The organism is Massilia sp. 05N420, assembly GCF_056397205.1.
On record NZ_JBFTMX010000010.1, the window covers coordinates 80,428 to 101,577 of the forward strand.

Below are 21,150 nucleotides of genomic sequence, written 5' to 3' on the forward strand. Positions count from 1 at the left end.
AAAAGAGATCCCGCATTCTAGACCGGCTTGCTGACCATGAACCAGAAAATGAAGACGAAGGCGACGAAGGCCGGCACGCCCAGCGCCACCCAGGTCTTGAAGTACTTCCAGTACAGCGGCGGCAAGGTCGCGGCGCCGCTGCGCACCGCCGCCGCCGCGATATCGCGCAGGCGCGTCTGCAGCCACACCACCGGCAGCCAGCAGGCGCCGGCCAGCACGTAGAGCGTGAGCGACCACATGATCCACTTGCTATGCAGCGGATAGCCGGCCAGGTGGATCATGTAGAAGCCGGTGGCCGGTTGCAGGATCGCGGTGGTGGCCGTGAACAGCCAGTCGGCGATCACCACGTACTTGCTGACCACGGCGATCGCGCGCACGTCGCGGCTGAAATTCGCGAACAGCATGTACCAGGCCGAACCGATGCCGGTGCCGAACAGGAAGGTCGACGACAGGATGTGCAGCCATTTCACGACGACGTAGTCCATCAGTTTTCCTCATCTTCGACCTGGTACAGCAGCCAGATCGCGGCCAGCATCGGCAGGTTTTTCGTGAGCGGCCCGTAGGGGTGGACCAGGAATTCGGGCAGCTTCCACGCGATCACCACGGTATAGAAACCGATCAGGCCCAATTGTGCCAGCCATAGCCAGCGCCGGCGTTTCAGGAACAGGATGCCGAGGCCCAGCAGCAGGTCGAAGGCGGACGCACCGTACAGCATCGGCGGCCGCAGTTCGGCCGGGATGCCGGTGCGCGCCAGCAGTTCATAGCTGTCCGCCACCGGATACACGAAGGCGGAGACGATGGCGGTGACGATCCACACCAGCGCGATGCTGATGCGCAGGATCGGCAGCAGCCAATCCAGCCTGGCGCGCGCACGTTCGGCGCGCGGCTCCAGCACGAAGGAGGTAATCGGACGCGCCGGCCGCCCCAGCAGGCGCAGCAGCGGTCCGGGGTCGCCGCTGTTGCCGCGGTCGAGCATGCGCAGCGTTTCCGGATCGAGCAGGCCGCCCGGCAGCCAGCGGCCGAAGCGGGCCAGCCCGCGCGCGACGCCGCCGGGCAGGCGCAGCACGCGCAGCCGTCCCATGCCCATCGAGGCGCGCAGGGCCGCCAGGTAGTCGGTAAAAGGCAGCGCATCGGGGCCGGCGAGCGGAATGCGCCGGGCGCTGCCCTCGTGACCCAGGTCCTGGTCGAGATACAGGCGCCGGCGCAGCAGGGCGACGATGGCGGCGACGACATCGTCGACGTGGACCGGCTGCACCAGCTGGGGCGCGTCGCCGAAGCGGAGCGTGAAGGGCATCGAGGCCAGCGCCTTGAACACGCGCGCGCTGGCGCCGTCGCTGCCGTAGACCAGCGAGGGCTGGACGATGGCGGCGCGTACCGGCAGCGCGGCCAGGTAGTCGTCGGCGGCCTTCTTCGACAGGTGGTAGGCGGTGTCGGCCTCCTGGTCGGCGCCCAGCGCGGACAGCTGCACGACCATATGCACGTCGTGCGATTCGGCGCAGGCCGCGAACAGCGCGCGCGGCGTCCGCACGTGCAGCCTGTCGAAGGTCTGGGCCCCGCTTTCGCGGAAGATGCCGACCGTGTTGATGACGGCTTCGATGCCCGACAGGCGCGCCAGCCAGACGGATTTATCGGTATCTTTCGTGAAGTCGGCATGGATGAAGGACAGGCGCGGATCGTCGGTCTTTTCTACCCGGCGCACCGCACAGACGACCTCGTGGCCTTCCGCCAGCAGTGCCTGCAGCAGGTGCTGCCCGATGAATCCGCTTGCTCCCGTCAGCAGAATCCGCATTCATTTCCCTTTCTTGCATCGAGGACGATATGGAACCATGGAAAACTGCATTCCAGCGCGGCCTGGTCGGCGGCGTCACCTCCAGCCTGCTGTCGACCGCGGTCCTCGCCGCATTCGGCAAGCGCGAAGCGGGTAGCGCCTATGCGCCGACCAATGCCGTCAGCCACTGGCTCTGGGGCGACAGGGCAGCCGATCACCACGAACTGTCGGCACGCTACACCCTTCCCGGCTACCTGATCCACCATGGCAGCGCGACGTTCTGGTCGGTGATCTTCGAGCGCCTGTGCGGCGAAGTGCTCGACCGCAAGAACCCCGCACTCACGCTGGGCGTCGGCACCGCGGCCTCGGCCGTGGCCTGCTTCGTGGACTACCGGCTTACGCCGGACCGGCTCAAGCCCGGCTACGAAAAACACCTGTCGCCGCCGGCGCTGGCCGTGGTCTATGGCGCCTTCGGTGTCGGGCTGGCGCTGGGGGCGATGCTGTGCCGGCGCGGGTGATCGCTTGAAAGGGAGTGTAAGCGAGATGGGAAAAGGCGGCCACACCGTCGTCCCGCCTGCGCGGGAACGACGGTTCATGGGTGACGGTCGACTCAGAAGCTGTAGTTGGCCCGCGCGTAGATATACCGCCCACCCGTACCAAACGGCGTGTAGTTCGCAAACGGCGTATTGCTCGTCGTGTTCAGCGACGGCGGCAGCGTTTCCGAATACTGGTCGAACAGGTTGTCCGCGCCGAGGGCCAGGCTCAGCTTCGGCGTGACGGCGTAGCGCGCCTCGAGGTCGACGATGGTATGCGGGTGGATCAGGAAGTCGAAGGCCTGGGTGGTGCCCGGGGACAGCACTTCGCCGTAGCGGGTGGCGCGCGCGGTCACGCCCCACTGCGCCAGCTTCCAGTTCACGCTTGCCGTGATCTTGTTCTTCGGCTGGCCCTTCTCCAGGGTCAGCACGTTCAGGCGGTCGAACAGCACCGGCGCCGGGTTCAGGGCCGCCAGCTGGGCGGTGGTCGGCACCTTGGTGACGTCGGTCTTGTTGAAGTTGCCGGCCAGGGTGAAGTCGAAACGGCCGCTGGCGCCCAGATTCAGCGGGTAGTTGGCGACGATGTCGACGCCCGTGGTCTTGGTGTCGACGCCGTTGATGAAGAAGCGGCCGCCGCCCACGCCGGTAAAGCCTTGCGCCACGATGTAATTGCGCACCGCCGTCGAGGTCAGGTTCTCCGACAGGATGATGCGGTCGCTCACGTTGATGCGGTAGGCGTCCACCGTCAGCGTGAGCGGATCCAGGCGCAGCACCGCGCCCAGCGAGTAGTTGGTCGACTTCTCGGCCTTCAGCGGCTTGGCGCCGAGCGCCACCGCGACCGGATCGGTCGGCTTGAAGGTGGTGATCTCGAACGGCACGCCGTTGATGAAGTTGGTCGAGGTCGAGGTGAAGTTCTGCTGCTGCAGCGAGGGCGCGCGGAAGCCGTTCTGCACCGCGCCGCGCAGGGCGAAGGTCTTGTTGAAATCGTAGCGCGCCGACAGCTTGCCGGACAGGTTGTTGCCGAAGTCCGAGTAATGCTCGCCGCGTACCGCGACCGAGGCCAGCAGCTGGTCGGTGACGTTCGCTTCGAGGTCGACGAAGGCGCCGACCGCGTTGCGGCTGGCGTCGGTGGCGTTGGCCGGACGGAAGCCCGGGAACACCTGGGCGCCCGGTGCGGCCGGGGTGYCGTTGGCCAGCACCACGCCGCCGTAGCGGTAGGAATCCGGTTCGCCGGCGTTCAGCTGGTAGCCTTCGCGGCGCGCCTCGAGGCCGACCGCCACGTTCAGCGGCGAAGCCAGGCCGCCGGCGTCCACCTTGCGCACCCCGGTCAGGTTCAGCACGGTCTGGTCGTAGCCGAAGCCGCCGGCGTCGAACACCGTCTTGCTGGTCGGGCCGATCGAGCGGTTCAGGGTGTTCTGGATCTCGTAGCTCAGCTTGTTCTTGCCATAGACGATGGAGGCGTCCATGTCCCAGTCGCCGGCGGTCCAGGTCGCGCCGGCGGCGGCGCTGTAGTCGTCGACGGTCGGCGCGATGATCGGCAGGAAGCCGTCCGGATAGATCGACGGGATATTGCGCACGTCCTGCGGCGTACGGAAATAGCCGGCCGAGCGGGCGTCGCGCTTCTGGTAGCTGGCCCAGCCGTAGACCTTGACGTCGGCCGTGATGTTGTTGCCGGCGTTGACGAACAGGGTCGACTGCTTGACCTCGGGCTCGCCGTACCAGGCGTCGAAGCGGTTGATGGTCAGCTCGCGCGGGTCGTAGGCGGTGCCGACCTTCGGATACAGCTGGCGCATGTCGTAGCCGGCGCGTTCCGTGTGTTCCTGGTTCTTGTATTCGGCGGCCAGGGTGATGTAGCCGGTTTCGCCCCAGGGCAGGCCCTTCCAGGCGCTGACGGTGGTGGTCTGGCCGTCGGTGCGCTTGCGCGAGTTCGGCGCGGTCCAGGACGCGCCGGCCGGAGCGGCGTCGTTCAGCAGGTCGTACTCGGTCTTGTGCGCGCCGTACACGACGGTTCCTTCGCCGCCGCTGCGGTCGGTGCGCAGGCGGACGTTGACCACGCCCGAGATCGCATCCGAGCCGTACTGGGCGGCGGCGCCGTCGCGCAGCACCTCGATCGTCTTGACCATGCTCGAGGGGATCGTGTTCAGGTCGACCGAGGCCGAGCCGCGGCCGATGCTGCCGTTCAGGTTGACCAGCGAGGAAGCATGGCGGCGCTTCGAGTTGACCAGCACCAGCGACTGGTCCGGCGCCATGCCGCGCAGGGTGGCCGGGCGGATGGTATCCGTGCCGTCGGTCAGCGAGGGACGCGGGAAGTTCAGCGAAGGCAGGGCCGTCGACAGCGCCTGGTTCAGTTCGGTGGAACCGGTGGTTTTGAGGGACTCGGCGGAGATGATGTCCACCGGCGAGGCGGTGTCGAGGGCGGTGCGGTTGGCCACCCGGGTGCCGGTCACCACCACGGTGGCGGTGGCACCGGATGTGGCGCTGGGGCTGGCGGCATCCCCTGTTTCCTGTGCCTGCGCGGCGGCGCCGGCGAACAGCGAGGCGATCGATAAGGCGAGTACGGTCTTTTCCGGTGCAAATCGTTGTTTCATCTCTTGTTCCTTCTTGTTGGGATGCGCTTTTCAACGATACTGTCCGGCATGTTTACCGTTGTCAATTAGCCCAAGTTGCGCAGATGCAATTACGCAACAGGGGGCGCACGTCAGGAAGGTGTAAGAGTTGTCAATCCGTCGCTCCCACCTGCGCGGGAACGGCGTAACTATTGCTTGCCGCGCAAACGCTGGAAGACGCTCACGCCCAGCAGCACAACGGCCCCGACGATCACACCGGCCACGGCATCGATGAGAGTCGGCGTCACGGCCGCCAGCAGGCCGCCGATCGCCGGCACCCCGGCCACCGCGTGGGCCGCGCCTTCGGCCAGGTGGTGCAGCGGTTCGAAGGCGTGGCCGATGATGCCGCCGCCGACCATGAACATGGCGACGGTGCCGATCACGGATAGCGCCTTCATCAGGCGCGGCGCCGCGGCCAGCAGCATGTTGCCGATGGCGCGCGCGGCGCCGCCGCTCTTGCGGCTCAGATACAGGCCGAGGTCATCGATCTTGACGATGCCGGCCACCACGCCATAGACCCCGATCGTCATCGCGATCGCCACCGCCACCAGGGCCGCGACCTGGGTGCCGAAGGAGGCGCCCTGCTCGTTGACCACGCCCAGCGCGATCACGATGATCTCCGCCGACAGGATGAAGTCGGTGCGCACCGCGCCCTTGATCTTTTCCTTTTCCACTTCGCGCATGTCGGCGCCGGTGGCCAGCGCCTGGGCCAGTTCCTCTTCGTGGGCGGCATCCTCGGCCTCGCTGTGCAGGAATTTGTGGGCCAGCTTCTCGAAGCCTTCGAAGCACAGATAGGCGCCGCCCACCATCAGGAGCGGCGTGATCGCCGACGGGATGAAGGCGGAAATCGCCAGCGCGGCCGGCACCAGGATCGCCTTGTTCTTCAGCGAGCCCACCCCGACCGCCCACACCACCGGCAGTTCGCGGTCGGCGCTGACGCCGGTAACCTGCTGGGCATTCAGCGCCAGGTCGTCGCCCAGCACGCCGGCGGTCTTCTTGGCCGCCACCTTGCTCATCAGGGCGACGTCGTCGAGGACGCTCGCAATATCGTCGATTAACGCCAGCAAACTACCTGCAGCCATTGGTTTTCCCTCAATATCAATATGGCCACATCTTAACTGAGGCACCACAGCTTCTTCACACGGTTCAGGCGCGTTATTTGCGTTTCATCCCCGAAAATCTGCATCTCGTCGCTTTCCGGCGGAAGGGTCGCAACGCTGTACGTATAGTGCCAACATTGGCTGCGGTACAGCAGCCTTGCCGACCGAAGGAGATGCCATGACCACGAACCTCGCGAATTTCGCCAAACTCGATCTGCCGGTCGCGCCGCGCCGCCGCGCCCGTCCGCCGAAGCGCAAGACCCGCATCACGATCTACCTCGACGACGAGGTCCTGGACGAGTTCCGCTCGCGCGCCGAGCGCACCGGCACCGGCTACCAGACCCTGATCAACGCCGCCCTGCGCACCCGACTGGCTGTGCAGGAGGCTCCCGCAGTACCGGCCTGAACCTGCCGAAAACGCAGGAAGCCCGTGGCGACGGGGCGTACGGCTTACGTACGCCCTGTTAACAGATTACACAGGGCAATTAATTATGCTAATCTTCCGGCTCTTTCAACCCGGAGGATTTATGAAAAAAGGCGAACTGATCGCTGAATTTGCGAAGCGTACCGAACTGTCGGGTGCCGCTGCGAACCAAGCAGTGAACACCATCATCGACATCATCACCGAGCGCCTGAAAAAGGGCGACACGGTCGGTATCACCGGCTTCGGCACGTTCTCGGTCACCAAGCGCGCTGCCCGCAAAGGCCGCAACCCGGCAACCGGCGAAGTGATCAAGATCGCTGCGTCGAAGACCCCGCGTTTCGCTGCCGGCGCGACCCTGAAGGCCGCCGTCAACCCGAAGAAGAAGTAAGCTGTTCCCGTGGCTGGCCGCAGCCCGGCGCCATGCCGGCCGCTGCGCGCCATGCCCGTTTTCGCATTCCGCACCCCGCACCCCCGCACCCGCCCGATTTCCCCCATGCCCTTTTCCACCTGGATCGCGTTCGTCGTCGCCGGCATCCTGATCGCCCTGTCGCCCGGCTCCGGCGCCGTGCTGTCGATGTCGCACGGCCTGGCCTATGGCCTCAAGAAAGCCAGCGCCACCGTGCTGGGCCTGCAGCTCGGCCTGATCCTGGTGCTGGTCATCGCCGGCGCCGGCGTCGGCTCGCTGGTACTGGCCTCGGAGTCGGTGTTCACCGCGGTCAAGATCGCCGGCGCCCTCTACCTGATCTGGATCGGCATCGGCCAGTGGCGCTCGAAAGCGCGGGCCACCGACGTCGCCGCCGCCAGGCTGGATGCCCATCCGCCGTTCGGCCGGCGCGTGCTGACCGGCTTCCTGACCAATGCCACCAACCCGAAAGGGATCATCTTCATGGTCGCGGTGCTGCCCCAGTTCATCTCGAAGGACGGATCGATGCTGCTGCAGCTGGCGATCCTGGGCGTGACCATGGTCGCCATCGACACCACCGTGATGCACGGCTACGCCTTCCTGGCCTCGAGCATGCAGCGCTTCTTCCGCGACGAGCACGCGGTCAAGATGCAGAACCGGTTCTTCGGCGCCGTGCTGATCGGGATGGGCTGCCTGCTGTTCCTGGTGAAACGCGCCCACGCATAATCTCCATGTCGAAATAACTATTTCGCAACGATTTGTAACGATGGTCGTCGTTCCGCGCCCGGATGCGTTATTACAGGGTAAACCCGGGATATAACCGAATAACAGTTCACGCTGGAGACGTCGCGATGTCCAATCCGATCCTGAAGACGGCCGTGCTGCTGGCCTTCACCACCCTTTCCGCGCTGGCGGTGGCCGCGGACGATCCGCCGGCGCGCGTCGGCCGCGTTGCGCTGACCCAGGGTTCGGTCGGCATCGGCGGCGACGTCGGCGCCGAGATGACCCAGGCCCAGGTCAACTGGCCGGTCACCTCGGGCAATATGATCACGACCGCCCCCGGCGCCCGCACCGAGCTGCGGGTCGGCTCGACTTCGGTCCGCCTGGACGGCGATTCCTCGCTCGAAGTGCTCGAACTGGACGACGACAATATCCGCCTGCGCCTGCACTACGGCAGCGCCAGCGTGCGCATCCTGAATCCGGATGTGCTGCGCGGCTTCGAAGTGCTCACCCCCCAGGCGCGCGTGCGCATGCAGCAGCCGGGCCGGATCCGCATCGACACCGAGCGCGTGCGCGACACCAGCATGGTGAACGTGTTCGACGGCGCCGCCCTGGTCGAGTCCGGCGGCTCCCAGCTGACAGTGCGGGCCGGCAAGCGCCTCGAGGTCACCGACGACGACATGCGCACCGCCAGCGCCGTACAGGACGCCTTCGACAGCTGGTCGTTCTCGCGCGACCGCATCGAGGACAACTCCGCCTCGGCACGCTACGTGACGTCCGAGATGACCGGCTACGAAGACCTCGACCGCTACGGCAACTGGCGCAGCGACAGCGAATACGGCCCGTTGTGGATCCCGGCGGTTGCCGCCGACTGGGTGCCCTACCGCGACGGCAGCTGGACCTGGATCGATCCCTGGGGCTGGACCTGGGTCGACAACGCGCCCTGGGGCTATGCGCCCTTCCACTACGGCCGCTGGGTGTATGTGAACCGCCGCTGGGCCTGGGCGCCGGGCGGCCGCGTCGAACGGCCCGTGTGGGCGCCGGCCCTGGTCGGCTGGGTCGGCGGCACCGACTGGAACATCACCTTCCGCGACCGCAGCCGCCGTCCGGGCTTCGGCTGGTATCCGCTGTCGCCGCACGACCGCTACGTGCCCTCCTATCACGTCTCCGACGACCGCCTGCGCTGGCTGAACAATCACGTGCGGCCCGATCCGCGCCGCGGCCGCGACTACCGCCCGGAGGGCCTGACCGTGGTGCCGCGCGACCGCTTCGGCCCCGGCGGCCGGGTCAACGTGCCGAAGGCGCCGATCGCCACCGTGCCGCCGGCGCTGGTGCACAACGGCCAGAACCTCGGCATTCCGGCGGCCGGCGCCCCGCCCGCCCCGCCCAACCGGCCTCACCGCGGCGGCAATGTGGACCGCGACCACGATGGCCGCCCGGACCGCCTCGAAGCCAACCGCGGCGACCGCAACGGTGACGGAATCCCCGACCGCTTCCAGAACCGCGCCGACCGCAACGGCGACGGCCGCCCCGATCGCATCGAGCCGAACCGCCCGGACCGCGAGCGTTCCGACCGCAATGTGAACGGCCGCCCGGAGCGCATCGACACCGCCCGCATCGAGCGCGACGGTTTCGTGCGCCAGCGTCCGGCCGTGCAGCAGGGCGCCGTGCAGCAGGGCGCCGTGCAGCAGCAGGCGCCCGGCCTGGTGCCGCTGCCGGTGCCGGCCCAGCCGCAGCCGGTGGTCAGCCCGACGCCGCACATCTCGCCGGCGCCGCAGCCGCTGACGGCCAACAGCCCGCAGCTGCAGGGCACGCAGCCGGCCGCGCCGGGCTGGCAGCGCCAGGAACGCCGCGACTGGGAAGAAGGCCGCCGCGATCGTCGTGACGGCCGTGACGGCGACGAGCCGCGCCGCGAACGTCCCGGTAGCAACGAGCAGCAGCACGAGCGCCGTCCGGCTCAGGCGCCGGTGTCGGCGGTGATGCCGGCCGCGCCGGTCCAGCAGGCTCCGGTGATGGCGGCGCCCCAGCCGGCACCGCGGCCGGTCACGGAAGCGCGCTTCGAGCGTCCGCACCGCGGCGAGGAGGAACGTGCCCGTGAAGCGCCGCAGCGTGCGGCGCCGCCTCCGCCCGCTCCGGCCCCGGCCCCGGTGGCGCGTCCTGCTCCGCCGCCACAGGTGGTCGCTGCGCCTGCGCCTCCCCCGACGGCGCGCCCTGCTCCGCCTGCGTCCAACCCGCGCGCCGAAGAGCGCAAGCGCGGCGAAGAGCGCGAGCATCATTCGGACCGCTGACCGGCTGCTGCCCACCGGGAACGCCACCGCCGTTCCCGGTGCGCCTTCCGGCGCATCTTGGGGACTTTGGCTACAATGCAGGTTTTACAGGAGTGCCCATGGACCCCAAAGAATCCCTCATCGAATACCCCAGCGATTTCCCGATCAAGGTGATGGGCGCGACGCATGAGGAGTTCGCCGCCACCATCCTCGAGCTGATCGTCCTGCACGACCCGACTTTCCATGAAGGCAAGATGGAAGTGCGTCCGTCGTCGAAAGGCGCCTATACCGGCCTGACCGTGACCGTTCGCGCCACCAGCCGCGAGATGCTGGACAAGCTGTACACCGAGCTGTCCGCGCATCCGATGGTCAAAGTCGTGCTTTAAGCAACAGGAACAGGGGGCTTGCCGGCACGGGACATGAGGCTGGCTTATAATGTCGAGGCATTCCATTCCTGTCCCCACAGTTTCCATGCCAGCGAACCGCCCTGCCATCCGTGAGCTCGGCCGCGCAGATTACGACACCGTCTTCGCCGCCATGCGTGCCTTCACGGACGCGCGCACGCCCGATACCCCCGACGAGCTCTGGATCGTCGAGCACCCGCCGGTGTACACCCTCGGCCTGGGCGCCGATCCCGGCCATATCCTGAGCGCGCACGGGATCCCCGTGGTGCAGACCGACCGCGGCGGCGAGGTGACCTACCACGGTCCCGGCCAGGTCGTGATCTACCTGCTGATGGACCTGCGCCGCAACAAGCCGGGCGGCAAGCTGTACGCGCGCCAGTTCGTCAACAAGATCGAGCAGGCGGTCATCGATGTGCTGGCGGCGTATAATCTGGCGGGCGAACGGGTCGAAGGCGCGCCCGGCATCTACATGGCCAATGGACCGAGCAAGGGCGCCAAGATCGCCGCCCTCGGCCTGAAAGTGCGCGGCAACGGCTGCACCTACCACGGCGTATCGCTGAACGTGGCGATGGACCTGGCGCCCTTCAGCTGGATCAACCCTTGCGGCTATTCCGGACTGGCCACGGTGGACATGCGCAGCATGGGCGTGGAAGCGCCGCTCCACGACGTGCAGCAGGCCCTGGCGCAGGCCCTGGTCCGGCACCTGTCCGCGGACGACATTCCGGCCGCAACGAACAAACCAACCGAAACCCTCCCTGGGTAAAGAGCACATGACTTCCGAAATCGACACCGGCAATGCCGCAGAAGCTGCCTACAACGCCAGCGCCAAGCAAAAAGGCGCGGACAAGACCTCGCGCATCCCGATCAAGATCGTGCCGATCGAGCAGCACGAGCGCCTGAAGAAGCCGGACTGGATCCGCGTGAAGGCCGCCACCGCCTCCTCGCGCTTCTACGAGATCAAGGACATCCTGCGCGCCAACAACCTGGTGACGGTGTGCGAGGAAGCCAGCTGCCCGAACATCGGCGAATGCTTCGGCAAGGGTACCGCCACCTTCATGATCATGGGCGACAAGTGCACCCGCCGCTGCCCCTTCTGCGACGTCGGCCACGGCCGTCCGGACCCGCTGGACGTCAACGAGCCGGGCAACCTGGCCAAGACCATCGCCGACCTGCGCCTGTCCTACGTGGTGATCACCTCGGTCGACCGCGACGACCTGCGTGACGGCGGCGCCGGCCACTTCGTCGAATGCATCCAGAAGACCCGCGCCTTGAGCCCGAACACCAAGATCGAAGTGCTGGTGCCGGACTTCCGCGGCCGCCTGGAAAAGGCCCTCGATATCTTCGCCGACGGCCTGCCGGACGTGATGAACCACAACCTGGAAACCGTGCCGCGCCTGTACAAGGAAGCGCGCCCGGGCGCCGACTACCAGCACTCGCTGGTGCTGCTGCGCGACTTCAAGAAGAAGTACCCGAACGCCGTCACCAAGTCCGGCCTGATGGTGGGCCTGGGCGAGACCGACGAGGAAATCCTCGAAGTCATGCGCGACATGCGCGCCCACGACATCGACATGCTGACCATCGGCCAGTACCTGGCGCCGTCGAACTCGCACCTGCCGGTGCGCCGCTACGTGCACCCGGACACCTTTAAAATGTTCGAAGAGAAGGCTTACGAGATGGGCTTCGTGCACGCGGCCGTGGGCGCGATGGTGCGTTCTTCCTACCATGCGGACCAGCAGGCGCATGAGGCGGGTGTGGCTGCGTAACAAGCCGCTTTTTCTCTGATCGACATGCGTGGGCGGAGGCCGCCCACCCTACGGGATTCAAACCGGTAGGGTGGGCGGCCCCGCCCACGCTTTTTCATTCCGTGGCTTGCCGAACGTAGCCCACGCGCCAACCGCGCTATATTGGCCTCAACCCAAGCCCGTGCATAAAAAAACATGAGCCAACACCATTCCGGTCACCCGGCCAACAACAACATCGACGACACCCAGGACGACGACAACTTCCTCCAACACGAGCTGCAGCTGAACCAGCGCGGCGTCGAGCTGGTCAAGATGGAAGGGCGCGTCTTCATCCGTTTCAGCGGCGCGGTGCGCGTGGACGGCCTGCACGTCGACTACCGCCTGGTGCCCTCGCGCGGCGTGCTGGCCAAGCCGAGCAAGTGGCGCAAGATGGACCTCGGCGTGCGCCGCGCACTCATCGAAGAACGCGCGACCCGCGACGCCATCGACGACCTGAACCAGGAAGTCGAGGAATTCGTGCGCGACATCGCCGACCGGTGCGAGGAAGCGGGTTTCGATCCCATGCTGTTCCTGCACGTGCTGGAAGAACTGGAGACCTCCGAGCCGGCCGAGTACGTGTTCGATCGCATCCACCAGCGCCTCGAACACGCCGTCGAGCGCGACCAGGAAGAGCGCCACGCCGCGCGCACCAAGGAAAGCATCAACCTGGCCGAGTACCCGCAATCCTTCGAGGTCGCCAGCAAGATGGCGCGCCGCTTCGTCGCGCTGCTGGGGCCGACCAATTCCGGCAAGACCCACCGCGCGATGGAGCACCTGGCCCAGGCCGAGAGCGGCGTCTACCTCGCTCCGCTGCGCCTGCTGGCGCTGGAGAATTACGAGCGCCTGCAGGGCGCCTTGCGCGAGGATGGCGAGCCGCTGGCCGTCAGCCTGATCACCGGCGAGGAGCGGCGCCTGGCCGAGAACGCGACCCACGTCGCCAGCACCGTCGAGATGCTCGATACCAGGACCAGGGTCGAGGTGGCGGTGATCGACGAAATCCAGATGCTGGCCGACCGCGACCGCGGCGCCGCCTGGACCGCGGCCGTGTGCGGTGCGCCGGCGTCGGTCGTCTACCTGGTCGGCGCGCCGGAAGCGCGGCGCGCGATCGAGGCCCTGGCCGAAAGGCTGGAGTGCCCGCTCGAAGTGCACGTGCTCAAGAGAAAGGCGCCGCTGTCGATGGAACCGGGCGCGGTGCGCAAATTGAAAAACCTGCGGCGCGGCGATGCCGTCATCGCCTTCTCGCGGCGCAATGTCCTGATGTGGCGCGACATGATCACGGAGATGGGCCTGTCGGTGGCGACCGTCTACGGCAACCTGTCGCCGGAAGTGCGGCGTGCCCAGGCCGAGCGTTTCCGCGAAGGCCAGGCCGACATCGTGGTCGGCACCGATGCCATTGCCATGGGATTGAACATGCCGATCCAGCGCATCGTGATGACGACGGCGGTCAAGTACAACGGTGTCGAAGAGGAAGAGATCTCGGCCGCGCTGGCCAAACAGATCGCCGGACGGGCAGGGCGCTACGGCGTGCATGAAGAAGGTTTCGTTGCTGGTTACGACGACGAGACGCACGACATCATGCGCTCCCTGATGAAGGAAAAGATCCCGCCAGTAAGAGCCAGCGGCTTCGCGGTGGCACCGTCGATCGAACAATTGCACAGGATATCTTCGGTAACTGGCGAGACGTCGCTGGTGAAACTGCTGAAGCGCTTCGTGCACAACATCGACGTCCCGGACGGCTTTTTCTATCCGCGCATTACCGAGGAGCAGAACGAGCGCGCCGAATGGCTGGATACCCTCGACCTGAGCGTGGCCGAAAAATTCACGATGTCCCTGGTGCCGATCTCGACCCGCGTCCCGACCCTGGAAAGCGCCTGGAGCAACTGGGCGCAGTCGCTGGCGAAGCGGAAGATCTGCAAGCTGCAGCCTCACCCGCAGGAACTGTTCTGGCAGAACCTGCAGGAAGTCGAGGACACCTGCCGCATGGTCTCGGCCTATGCCTGGCTGGGTTATCGGATGCCGGAATTCTTCCCCAGCATCGAGCTGGCCCAGCAGCTGGCGCGCGAAGCGTCCGAACGCGTCGATTCCCTGCTGCAGCAACAGAACGCGGCGGCGCGCAAGCGGCAGTCGAAGCGGGAGCGGGGGCGCTGGTAGGCAGCGGGCTTAGTAAGTCCGCCGCGCGGAGAGACCCTTGGCGTCCAGCTTCTGCACGCCCGGAATGCTCTGCAACTTGTCGAGCAGCGTATGAAAATCGCTTTCCGACATGCGCGAAAACGAGATCAGCACATCGTCCATGTTCGGCGCTTCTTTCTGCTGCTGGACGATGAAGGTGTTGATGCGGCTGGTGACGGGGCCGATTTCCTTTTCCAGCACGTGCAGGGTCAGGCGCCCGCGTTCGGCGGAGATCATCACCYCACGTTTTTGCCGGGCGGAAAAATAGCGGCGCTCTAGCGGCTTGATGCCGGCCAGGATGATCAGGATGATGATGGTGGCGGACACGGCTGCAAGGTAGAGTCCGCCGCCGGCGGCCAGGCCGACCGCCGCCACCGTCCACAGGCTGGCGGCGGTGGTAAGGCCGCGCACGATCTCGCCGCGCAGCAAAATCGATCCCGCGCCCAGGAAGCCGATGCCGGAGACGACCTGGGCCGCCACGCGCGAGGGATCGAGGGAGACGTGGTCGTGCTCCAGTACGCCCATGAATCCATAGGCCGACACGATCATGAACAGGCAGGAGCCGACGCACACCAGCATGTGGGTGCGCAAGCCGGCCGCCCACGACAGGCGCTCGCGTTCGAAGCCGATCGCCCCGCCGAGCAGGGCCGCCAGGCCGAGACGCGCAATCAGTTCGAGAGGAGGGAGCAATGCCGGTCCTCCCTCAGGCCGGTTTCCCTTGCGGCAAGACCTGCTCGACCGCCGCCAGCCATTCCTCCCACAGTGCCGGATCCCGGGTCTGGCCATCCGCATCGAGCTTGTATTCGCTGACCAGGTCGGCCAGGTCGCTGGATTCGGTCAGCTCGACCTCGCGTTCGAGGAAGGCCAGCATGGCCCGGTAGGCTTGCTCGACCGTCATCGTCATATTCGCTGCGCTCATGCTTCCTCCTGCTGTCCTTGCCGACAGCATAGCGCGATCAAGGCCGGCAGCGCGCCGTGATGCCGGTGCCGTTCGCGCCCGCTAGCCGGATATCGGAAGGCGGGATGCCATTGCCTTTTACGATAGTGTGGCCGCCGACATAGCGCAGCGGCAATTCCTCGCCCGCGTAATCGGCCAGGCCGTGAGGGACGTAGATGGCGAAGCGGTAGTCGAGGTTCGGGTAGGCGCCATGATGAAATACCTGGCTGGGCGGGCCTTCGTGGATTTCGGCCGCGATGGCGTCGGCGATGGCGGCGGTGTCGGTGCGCGTGTTCAGGTCGATGCTATCGTCCAGCCGCAGGGTGTAGGGACGCAAGGGGCCGAAGCGGCGGCCGTCGTACTGGACGCGGAAGCGGTCGATGTCGTAATAGAAGGCGGGTACGGCGCCGTTGACGTCCACGCTGCACAGCACGAACACGGCCCAGAAGCCCTGCGATTCCAGCGGCTGCACGAAATGGATGGCTTCGTTGCGCCTCAGTGCGATCGGGTTGCGGAAGCCGATCCGGTGCACGTTGGCGACGTGCTGGTAACGCAGGATGACGGTATCGCGCAGTTCGGTGTCGACGCTCGCGCAGCCTCCCAGCAGCAGTGGGAACAGGAGGGCGGACGTGAACGGCTTGCGCATGAGTTTTCCTTTGCCAGCGAACGCGTCAAGCTTGGGGCAAGCAAACAGGTACGGTTTGCGGGAGGTCAGGGGTGCGCGGATGTGCTTCAGCTTGCGGTCAGCGATTTCTGCAGCAGCGCGTGCAACGACGCGAAGTCCGGCTCGCCCAGGTAACGTTTGAGGATCTTGCCATCCTTGCCGATGACGAAGGTGGTCGGCGTCATTGCCACGTCGCCGAATTGCTTGGCCAGGTCGCCGCCGGAATCGAGGGCGACCTTGAACGGCAGCTTGCGTGTTTCCGCATAGTTCAGGACATAGTTCGGTGGATCGTAGCTCATGGCGACGGCGACGAATTCCAGGCCCTGCTTGCGGAACTTGTTATAGGTGTCGACCATCTGCGGCATTTCCTTCACGCAGGTGGCGCAGGAAGTTGCCCAGAAATTGACCATCACGACCTTGCCGCGCAAGTCTTGCGAGCTGATCTTCTGGCCGTCGATGCTGATGAAGGTGACGTTGGGCGCAGTCGGCTGCTGGTTGAAAGCGGCAAAGCCGATGCCGGCGATCGCGAGCACGGCGGCGCCGATGGCGGCCGGCTTGATCCAGGAGCGGTTGGAACTGGTTGCGGTCATGGCTTCATCTCATCCGTGAACGGGCGACAAGTCATTATAGACCCGCCGCCAGTTTCCCGTGGATTACTGCGCCTGCGGCGGCTGCTGCGGCTGCATCGCGCGCAGATCTTCTTCGCTGATGTATTCGAAGATCTTGACCACGCGGATCACACCGGACACGCCTTGCGCCACCTGGGCCGCGATATTGCCTTCGCGCTGGGTCACCAGGCCCATCAGGTAGACATTGCCGCGTTCGGTGACAACCTTGAAGGAGTTGGCGGACACCGTCTGCTTGTCGGCCAGGCTGAGCTTGACCTTGCTGGTGATTAGGGCATCGTTCGAACGCGAGGTGTAGCTCGACGGGCCGGCGACGACCAGCTCGTTGATCACGTTGTCGACGTTGGTGATGCCGCGCACTTCGTTCTCGACGGCGCGCTTCATTTCCTCGTCGCGCACCTCGCCGGTCAGCAGCACCTTGCGGTTGTAGCTGTTGATGTTGACGTGGCCGGCATCGCCGACGATCTGCGGCATGCGGGTTTCGGCCTTCACGGCGATCGCCTTGTCCTCGGTCTGCGCGCCTAGCGTGCGGCGGTCGGTGGTCGCCAACGCGCCGGTGACCACGCCGCCGGCCACCACGGCCACGCAGCCTTGCAGCGAAGCCATCAGGGAAGCGAGCACGGCAGCGGTAAGGACGGCTTTCTTAACTTGCATCTTCTTCTCCGAACAGGGCGACGTCGATACCGTCGCAGATACTGTGGATCGCGACCAGATGCACTTCCTGGATGCGCGCGGTGCGTGCGTGCTGCACGTTGATATGCACGTCGGCATCGGTCAGCAGCTTGCCCAGCTTGCCGCCGTCCTTGCCGGTCAGGGCGACGACGCGCATCTCGCGCTCGAGCGCCGCTTCGACGGCCGCCAGCACGTTGCCGGAATTGCCAGACGTCGAGATCGCCAGCAGGATGTCGCCGGCCTGGCCCAGGGCCTGCACCTGCTTGCTGAAGATCTCGTTGAAGCTGTAGTCGTTGCCGACCGCCGTGATGATCGAAGTGTCGGTGCTCAGCGAGATCGCGGGCAGCGGGAAACGCTCGCGCTCGAAGCGGCCGACCAGTTCGGCAGCAAAGTGCTGGGCGTCGCCGGCCGAACCGCCGTTGCCGCATGCCAGGATCTTGTTGCCGTTGGACAGGGCATTGAACATCAGTTCGATGGCCTGCGAAATGGGTTGTGCGAGAAGCTGGCCCGACTTCAGCTTGAGTTCGGCGCTTTCCTGGAAATGAGCGAGGATGCGTTGAGTATTCATGGACGAAGATTATAGTGCAGTGGCAACGCCTACCGCACAAGTGGCGTAAGAAATGCTTACATTTCAGGCGGCTTCGATGGCGTTCCGTAACCATTCCAGCCTGCCGCCATCGATGGCGACGACGTCGATGCGGCAGGGCGGCATGCGCCTGAAGCGTTGCAGATAGAGCTGGGCGGCGCGCAGGATGCGGCGGATTTTCGCTGGGGTGATGCTGGCGGCGGCCCCGCCGCGCGAACGGTCGGCGCGCTGGCGCACCTCGACGAAGACGAGGGTGTCGCCCTCGCGCATGACGAGATCGATCTCGCCCAACTTACACCGGAAGTTCGCTTCGATCAGGACCAAACCGTGGCGTTGAAGATACGCCAGGGCCGATTCTTCTCCTTGCCGACCCTGTTCCTGCTTCTGCGACAGGCGGGCCGGCCACATTTCAAGGCCCCGCGTCCGCGGGTTCGAAGTTGCCGTCGCGGTAGACCGCCATGGCTTCGCGCCGCCGCAGGCGCTGGCTGTCGGCATCGACCTCCAGGTGGCCGGTGACGCCGTCGATGATGAAGGGCGAGCCCGGACGCAGGCCCAGCTCGCGGGCGACCAGGAAGGCATCGATGCCGAGCGCGTACAGGCGGCTCATGGTCAGCGACTGCTCCGAATCGATGGGTCGCGGATACACCATCACCGCCGGGTTGTCCGGCAGGATCAGCCAGGGCAGGTCGACCACGCGCAGGCCGTTCAGCTCGGAATACGCGGTGCCGGGCGCGCGGCCCGGATTGCCGGCGCCGCCGGTGTACAGGGGAATCGCGGTGCCGGTCCGGGCCCGCACCTGGCGCAGCTCGACCGCGTCGAGCGCGGCGAACAGCAATTCTGGCGGATCGATTTCCAGGCGCGTCTTGAGTTCGGAGATGGCGAGCGGGTCGACGCGGCCGTCGGCAGACGGCAGCTTGTAGCGCTGGCCCGTATGGCCGAGTTCGCTCCAACGCGCCTCGAAGGCGCCGGCCGCGCGCTGGGCCCAGGCAGCATTGCCGGTGAGGATCAGCACCCGTCCCTGCGGATGCTCGCGCGCCGCCCAGTCGGCGGCCTGACGCGCCTCGTCCTCGAGCGAGAGGCCGGCCACGACCATGCCGCGCGGCAAGGAGCCACGCACTTCCGGATGATTCAGGGCGACGGTCGGCAGGCTCACCGCGCCGCCGCTGGCCAGCGCGCTGACGGCAGGGCGGGCCAGCGGGCCGACGATGACGTCGTGCGAGGCGGCGGCGCGGGAATAGGCGGCCAGGGCATCGTCGGCGCTGTCGCCGGTGGCGACCAGGTCGACCGCGATGCCGGCGCCGTCACGCTCGGCGCTGGCCATGAAGCCGGCGCGCACGGCATCGGCGGCGGCGCCCAGGCTCGGGGAATTCATCGGCAGCAGCAGGGCGACGCGGACCGGACCGGCACCCCTGGCGGCGGCGGGAGGGGGAGGGCGGGACTCATGGCCCGGCAGCTGGATCGGCGCGGTCTGCACCGGCGCCGATTCCAGCTCGCGCGGCGGCGGCACATAGGCCGGCGCCGGTAGCGGCGCATACTCCGGGCAGGCGTAGTCGCCGCTCCTGGGACTTGTGTTTGCGCCCCCGGGCGCGCACAATCGCTGCGGCTCGTCGAGGCTCACCGTGGTGCAGCCGGTCAGCAGCGCAACCGTCAGTCCCGTCGCCAGGCCCGCGCCCAGCGCTTTCAGTTTTTTAATCAGCATCCGATCCCCACATGACCGCCATTCAGTCCAGCCAGATCGCCCAATTGCCCGTACTGGGCGAAGCGGCCCAGCAGTCGTATCCTACCGCAACGCTCTACGTGGTGGCCACACCGATCGGCAACGTCACCGACATCACCCTGCGCGCCCTGCATCTGCTGCTGATCGCCGACGTCGTCGCCTGCGAGGACACGCGCAAGACCGGCGCCCTGCTGACCCGCTTCGGCCTGAACAAGCAGATGGTGGCCGCCCACCAGCACAACGAGCGCGAGGTGGCCGAAAAGCTGATCCAGCGCCTGCGCGCGGGCGAGCGCGTGGCCCTGGTGTCGGACGCCGGCACGCCGGCCGTCTCCGACCCCGGCGCCCGCATCGTCGACGCGGTCCGTGCAGAAGGCTTGAACGTGGTGCCGGTACCCGGCGCTTCGGCGGTGGTCACGGCGCTGTCGGCCAGCGGCCTGGTGAACGACCGCTTCCATTTTGTCGGATTCCTTCCGGCGAAGGCCCGGCAGCGCGAAACCGAACTGGCCCAGCTCAAAAGCGAAACCTCGACCCTCGTGATCTATGAGGCACCGCATCGCATCACCGACTGCGTCGAAGCCCTGGCCGCCGTGTTCGAGCCGACCCGCCAGGTCGTGTTCGCGCGCGAGCTGACCAAGATGTTCGAAGAAATCCACCGCTGCCCGCTCGGCGAGGCGCTGGCCTGGGTCAAGGCCGACCAAAACCGCGAGCGCGGCGAATTCGTGGTGCTGGTCGAAGGCGCGGCACCGGCCGATGATGCCGGCGATGCGGAGGCGGAGCGCATCCTGCAGATCCTGCTGACGGAGTGCTCGGTGAAGCAGGCGGCGAATCTGACGGCGCAGATTACGGGGCGGAAGAAAAATGCGCTGTATGAGCGGGCTTTGCAGATCAAGGGCGACGGCTAGAAGTGCGGGGGCGACGGCTACCACTTACACCCACTATCCTTTTTATCCATCGCCAGGAAAATCGGCGCCAGCAATCCACCCGGCACCCCATCCTTGCAATCCGGCCGCTTGGCGCCCTTGATGGCGCGCTCCAACTTGCTCTCGGTCTGCAATGGCGGCGGCGGCAGTCTTTCCAGCGCTGTTCCCACCTTGGCCGGATCCGGCTCGTTCGCCACCTTGCGCGCCACGCTGCGGGCGGCGTCCAGGTTGAAGTGCGGTACCGGCGCTGCGTCCGCGGGCACCGGTGGCGTGGGCGGCGCCTCGACGGCGAAGGGTTTGTCCTTGGCGGCTTCCGGCTGCGGCGGCACGGCGATGATGCGGCGGGGCGGGCGTGCGCGCGGCACCGGCTTCGTTTGTACTTGCGGCTGTACCGGCGGCTCGGCCGGCTCCGCAACCGGCGGTCGTTGCGGCTCCGCCCGCAGGCGCACGGTGAGAGGCTCGCCGGCGGGCGCGGGCAGGGCGGCCGGCCGCGGCTGGCGATAGATCGATAACAGCAGCGCATGCGCGGCCAGCGAGATGGCGATGCCCGCCGCCACGCGCTGCAATTGCTTGCGGTCGGGAAGGGCGTCAAAGCCCGGTCCCGGGAAACGGTCGATTACGGCATTCACGTGCGGCTCCCATCGATTCCTGTGCCGGAAAGCCTCATCCGCACACATTCGCGCGTATTCTCGGGTGCTTTCCTTGACCGCGACCTCTGCGGAAGGGTATGATCGTTGTCTTCGGAGTGTAGCGCAGCCCGGTAGCGCATCTGGTTTGGGACCAGAGGGTCCAAGGTTCGAATCCTTGTACTCCGACCAAGTATACCGAAAAGGCCGACGAGTGATCGTCGGCC

The 21,150-nt window shown here is 66.6% G+C and carries 23 protein-coding genes and 1 tRNA gene; 11 read left to right on the plus strand and 13 right to left on the minus strand.

Annotation, left to right across the window (positions count from 1 at the left end; all coding sequences use genetic code 11):
* Nucleotides 1–17: 17 nt before the first annotated feature.
* Entirely contained in the window at nt 18–485 is a 468-nt protein-coding gene (locus AC1DIX_RS08315) for a DUF2269 family protein (protein ID WP_477323496.1), read from the minus strand.
* Nucleotides 485–1,789, minus strand: a complete 1,305-nt coding sequence (locus AC1DIX_RS08320; protein WP_477323498.1) for an SDR family oxidoreductase — start codon at nt 1,787–1,789, stop codon at nt 485–487. The genes AC1DIX_RS08315 and AC1DIX_RS08320 overlap by 1 nt, the downstream gene beginning before the upstream one ends.
* 29 nt (nt 1,790–1,818) lie before the next feature.
* Here AC1DIX_RS08320 and AC1DIX_RS08325 point away from each other — a divergent pair, with 29 nt between their 5' ends.
* On the plus strand, nt 1,819–2,286 hold the full coding sequence (locus tag AC1DIX_RS08325; RefSeq protein WP_477323500.1) for a hypothetical protein: 468 nt from the start codon (nt 1,819–1,821) through the stop codon (nt 2,284–2,286).
* 92 nt (nt 2,287–2,378) lie between these two features.
* On the opposite strand, the gene AC1DIX_RS08330 is transcribed toward AC1DIX_RS08325, so the two are convergent.
* Both AC1DIX_RS08330 and AC1DIX_RS08335 read right to left on the minus strand, forming a co-directional pair.
* The gene (locus AC1DIX_RS08330; RefSeq protein WP_477323502.1) at nt 2,379–4,889 is read right to left on the minus strand and encodes a TonB-dependent receptor plug domain-containing protein; all 2,511 of its coding nucleotides are present in this window, start codon (nt 4,887–4,889) and stop codon (nt 2,379–2,381) included.
* Nucleotides 4,890–5,056: 167 nt separating this feature from the next.
* Complete coding sequence (locus AC1DIX_RS08335) at nt 5,057–5,989, minus strand: DUF808 domain-containing protein (RefSeq protein ID WP_477323505.1); 933 nt, start codon at nt 5,987–5,989, stop codon at nt 5,057–5,059.
* A 196-nt stretch (nt 5,990–6,185) separates the two neighbouring features.
* Here AC1DIX_RS08335 and AC1DIX_RS08340 point away from each other — a divergent pair, with 196 nt between their 5' ends.
* The 8 genes from AC1DIX_RS08340 (at nt 6,186) to AC1DIX_RS08375 (ending at nt 14,157) form a co-directional block, all read left to right on the plus strand.
* Nucleotides 6,186–6,413 carry a BrnA antitoxin family protein gene (locus tag AC1DIX_RS08340; protein ID WP_441935172.1) on the plus strand — a complete coding sequence of 76 codons (228 nt, stop codon included), beginning with the start codon at nt 6,186–6,188 and terminating at the stop codon, nt 6,411–6,413.
* A gap of 121 nt (nt 6,414–6,534) precedes the next feature.
* Nucleotides 6,535–6,819, plus strand: coding sequence for an HU family DNA-binding protein (locus AC1DIX_RS08345; protein ID WP_441935173.1), 285 nt, complete (start codon nt 6,535–6,537; stop codon nt 6,817–6,819).
* A gap of 105 nt (nt 6,820–6,924) precedes the next feature.
* The gene (locus tag AC1DIX_RS08350; protein WP_441935174.1) at nt 6,925–7,560 is read left to right on the plus strand and encodes a LysE family transporter; all 636 of its coding nucleotides are present in this window, start codon (nt 6,925–6,927) and stop codon (nt 7,558–7,560) included.
* A 125-nt stretch (nt 7,561–7,685) separates the two neighbouring features.
* A complete protein-coding gene (locus AC1DIX_RS08355) occupies nt 7,686–9,842 on the plus strand; it encodes a DUF6600 domain-containing protein (RefSeq protein WP_477323508.1) in 2,157 nt (718 codons plus the stop codon).
* 98 nt (nt 9,843–9,940) lie between these two features.
* A complete protein-coding gene (locus tag AC1DIX_RS08360; RefSeq protein WP_441935176.1) occupies nt 9,941–10,207 on the plus strand; it encodes a DUF493 family protein in 267 nt (88 codons plus the stop codon).
* Nucleotides 10,208–10,292: 85 nt separating this feature from the next.
* Nucleotides 10,293–10,988, plus strand: a complete 696-nt coding sequence (gene lipB, locus AC1DIX_RS08365) for a lipoyl(octanoyl) transferase LipB (RefSeq protein WP_441935177.1) — start codon at nt 10,293–10,295, stop codon at nt 10,986–10,988.
* Nucleotides 10,989–10,995: 7 nt separating this feature from the next.
* Nucleotides 10,996–11,988, plus strand: coding sequence for a lipoyl synthase (lipA, locus tag AC1DIX_RS08370; protein WP_441935178.1), 993 nt, complete (start codon nt 10,996–10,998; stop codon nt 11,986–11,988).
* A gap of 174 nt (nt 11,989–12,162) precedes the next feature.
* Nucleotides 12,163–14,157 carry a helicase-related protein gene (locus tag AC1DIX_RS08375; protein ID WP_477323510.1) on the plus strand — a complete coding sequence of 665 codons (1,995 nt, stop codon included), beginning with the start codon at nt 12,163–12,165 and terminating at the stop codon, nt 14,155–14,157.
* A gap of 9 nt (nt 14,158–14,166) precedes the next feature.
* On the opposite strand, the gene AC1DIX_RS08380 is transcribed toward AC1DIX_RS08375, so the two are convergent.
* The 8 genes from AC1DIX_RS08380 to AC1DIX_RS08415 all read right to left on the minus strand — a co-directional run bounded on the left by AC1DIX_RS08380 (nt 14,167) and on the right by AC1DIX_RS08415 (nt 19,359).
* Nucleotides 14,167–14,865: an MgtC/SapB family protein gene (locus AC1DIX_RS08380; protein WP_477323512.1), complete on the minus strand. Its 699-nt coding sequence runs from the start codon at nt 14,863–14,865 to the stop codon at nt 14,167–14,169.
* Nucleotides 14,866–14,878: 13 nt separating this feature from the next.
* Nucleotides 14,879–15,094 carry a hypothetical protein gene (locus AC1DIX_RS08385; protein WP_477323514.1) on the minus strand — a complete coding sequence of 72 codons (216 nt, stop codon included), beginning with the start codon at nt 15,092–15,094 and terminating at the stop codon, nt 14,879–14,881.
* 37 nt (nt 15,095–15,131) lie between these two features.
* The gene (locus AC1DIX_RS08390) at nt 15,132–15,758 is read right to left on the minus strand and encodes a hypothetical protein (protein ID WP_441935182.1); all 627 of its coding nucleotides are present in this window, start codon (nt 15,756–15,758) and stop codon (nt 15,132–15,134) included.
* Between the two features lie 86 nt (nt 15,759–15,844).
* Nucleotides 15,845–16,366, minus strand: coding sequence for a peroxiredoxin family protein (locus AC1DIX_RS08395; RefSeq protein WP_441935183.1), 522 nt, complete (start codon nt 16,364–16,366; stop codon nt 15,845–15,847).
* 63 nt (nt 16,367–16,429) lie between these two features.
* A complete protein-coding gene (locus tag AC1DIX_RS08400; protein ID WP_441935184.1) occupies nt 16,430–17,056 on the minus strand; it encodes a BON domain-containing protein in 627 nt (208 codons plus the stop codon).
* The gene (locus AC1DIX_RS08405) at nt 17,046–17,642 is read right to left on the minus strand and encodes a phosphoheptose isomerase (RefSeq protein WP_441935185.1); all 597 of its coding nucleotides are present in this window, start codon (nt 17,640–17,642) and stop codon (nt 17,046–17,048) included. Before AC1DIX_RS08405 ends, AC1DIX_RS08400 begins: the two co-directional genes overlap by 11 nt.
* Nucleotides 17,643–17,705: 63 nt before the next feature.
* The gene (locus AC1DIX_RS08410; protein WP_477323516.1) at nt 17,706–18,068 is read right to left on the minus strand and encodes a YraN family protein; all 363 of its coding nucleotides are present in this window, start codon (nt 18,066–18,068) and stop codon (nt 17,706–17,708) included.
* 1 nt (nt 18,069) lies between these two features.
* On the minus strand, nt 18,070–19,359 hold the full coding sequence (locus AC1DIX_RS08415) for a penicillin-binding protein activator (RefSeq protein ID WP_477323518.1): 1,290 nt from the start codon (nt 19,357–19,359) through the stop codon (nt 18,070–18,072).
* Between the two features lie 11 nt (nt 19,360–19,370).
* Here AC1DIX_RS08415 and rsmI point away from each other — a divergent pair, with 11 nt between their 5' ends.
* Entirely contained in the window at nt 19,371–20,279 is a 909-nt protein-coding gene (rsmI, locus tag AC1DIX_RS08420; RefSeq protein ID WP_477323520.1) for a 16S rRNA (cytidine(1402)-2'-O)-methyltransferase, read from the plus strand.
* Nucleotides 20,280–20,296: 17 nt separating this feature from the next.
* Here the strand turns inward: rsmI and AC1DIX_RS08425 are convergent, their stop codons facing one another.
* Nucleotides 20,297–20,926 (minus strand): hypothetical protein, encoded by a 630-nt coding sequence (locus tag AC1DIX_RS08425; protein WP_477323522.1) that lies wholly within the window; start codon nt 20,924–20,926, stop codon nt 20,297–20,299.
* A 112-nt stretch (nt 20,927–21,038) separates the two neighbouring features.
* On the opposite strand from AC1DIX_RS08425, the gene AC1DIX_RS08430 reads away from it, so the two are divergent.
* Nucleotides 21,039–21,115: transfer RNA gene (locus AC1DIX_RS08430), tRNA-Pro, on the plus strand.
* The last annotated feature ends 35 nt before the right edge of the window (nt 21,116–21,150 follow it).

What these genes read in the sequence shown, in the direction of transcription:
- AC1DIX_RS08385 (WP_477323514.1), bottom strand. Translation starts at nt 15,094, where the DNA reads ATGAGCGCAGCGAATATGACGATGACGGTCGAGCAAGCCTACCGGGCC.
- lipB (WP_441935177.1), top strand. Translation starts at nt 10,293, where the DNA reads ATGCCAGCGAACCGCCCTGCCATCCGTGAGCTCGGCCGCGCAGATTAC.
- AC1DIX_RS08375 (WP_477323510.1), top strand. Translation starts at nt 12,163, where the DNA reads ATGAGCCAACACCATTCCGGTCACCCGGCCAACAACAACATCGACGAC.
- AC1DIX_RS08345 (WP_441935173.1), top strand. Translation starts at nt 6,535, where the DNA reads ATGAAAAAAGGCGAACTGATCGCTGAATTTGCGAAGCGTACCGAACTG.
- AC1DIX_RS08335 (WP_477323505.1), bottom strand. Translation starts at nt 5,989, where the DNA reads ATGGCTGCAGGTAGTTTGCTGGCGTTAATCGACGATATTGCGAGCGTC.
- AC1DIX_RS08355 (WP_477323508.1), top strand. Translation starts at nt 7,686, where the DNA reads ATGTCCAATCCGATCCTGAAGACGGCCGTGCTGCTGGCCTTCACCACC.
- AC1DIX_RS08390 (WP_441935182.1), bottom strand. Translation starts at nt 15,758, where the DNA reads ATGCGCAAGCCGTTCACGTCCGCCCTCCTGTTCCCACTGCTGCTGGGA.
- AC1DIX_RS08410 (WP_477323516.1), bottom strand. Translation starts at nt 18,068, where the DNA reads ATGTGGCCGGCCCGCCTGTCGCAGAAGCAGGAACAGGGTCGGCAAGGA.
- AC1DIX_RS08395 (WP_441935183.1), bottom strand. Translation starts at nt 16,366, where the DNA reads ATGACCGCAACCAGTTCCAACCGCTCCTGGATCAAGCCGGCCGCCATC.
- AC1DIX_RS08405 (WP_441935185.1), bottom strand. Translation starts at nt 17,642, where the DNA reads ATGAATACTCAACGCATCCTCGCTCATTTCCAGGAAAGCGCCGAACTC.
- AC1DIX_RS08325 (WP_477323500.1), top strand. Translation starts at nt 1,819, where the DNA reads ATGGAACCATGGAAAACTGCATTCCAGCGCGGCCTGGTCGGCGGCGTC.
- AC1DIX_RS08340 (WP_441935172.1), top strand. Translation starts at nt 6,186, where the DNA reads ATGACCACGAACCTCGCGAATTTCGCCAAACTCGATCTGCCGGTCGCG.
- AC1DIX_RS08400 (WP_441935184.1), bottom strand. Translation starts at nt 17,056, where the DNA reads ATGCAAGTTAAGAAAGCCGTCCTTACCGCTGCCGTGCTCGCTTCCCTG.
- rsmI (WP_477323520.1), top strand. Translation starts at nt 19,371, where the DNA reads ATGACCGCCATTCAGTCCAGCCAGATCGCCCAATTGCCCGTACTGGGC.
- AC1DIX_RS08350 (WP_441935174.1), top strand. Translation starts at nt 6,925, where the DNA reads ATGCCCTTTTCCACCTGGATCGCGTTCGTCGTCGCCGGCATCCTGATC.
- AC1DIX_RS08320 (WP_477323498.1), bottom strand. Translation starts at nt 1,789, where the DNA reads ATGCGGATTCTGCTGACGGGAGCAAGCGGATTCATCGGGCAGCACCTG.
- AC1DIX_RS08315 (WP_477323496.1), bottom strand. Translation starts at nt 485, where the DNA reads ATGGACTACGTCGTCGTGAAATGGCTGCACATCCTGTCGTCGACCTTC.
- lipA (WP_441935178.1), top strand. Translation starts at nt 10,996, where the DNA reads ATGACTTCCGAAATCGACACCGGCAATGCCGCAGAAGCTGCCTACAAC.
- AC1DIX_RS08360 (WP_441935176.1), top strand. Translation starts at nt 9,941, where the DNA reads ATGGACCCCAAAGAATCCCTCATCGAATACCCCAGCGATTTCCCGATC.
- AC1DIX_RS08415 (WP_477323518.1), bottom strand. Translation starts at nt 19,359, where the DNA reads ATGCTGATTAAAAAACTGAAAGCGCTGGGCGCGGGCCTGGCGACGGGA.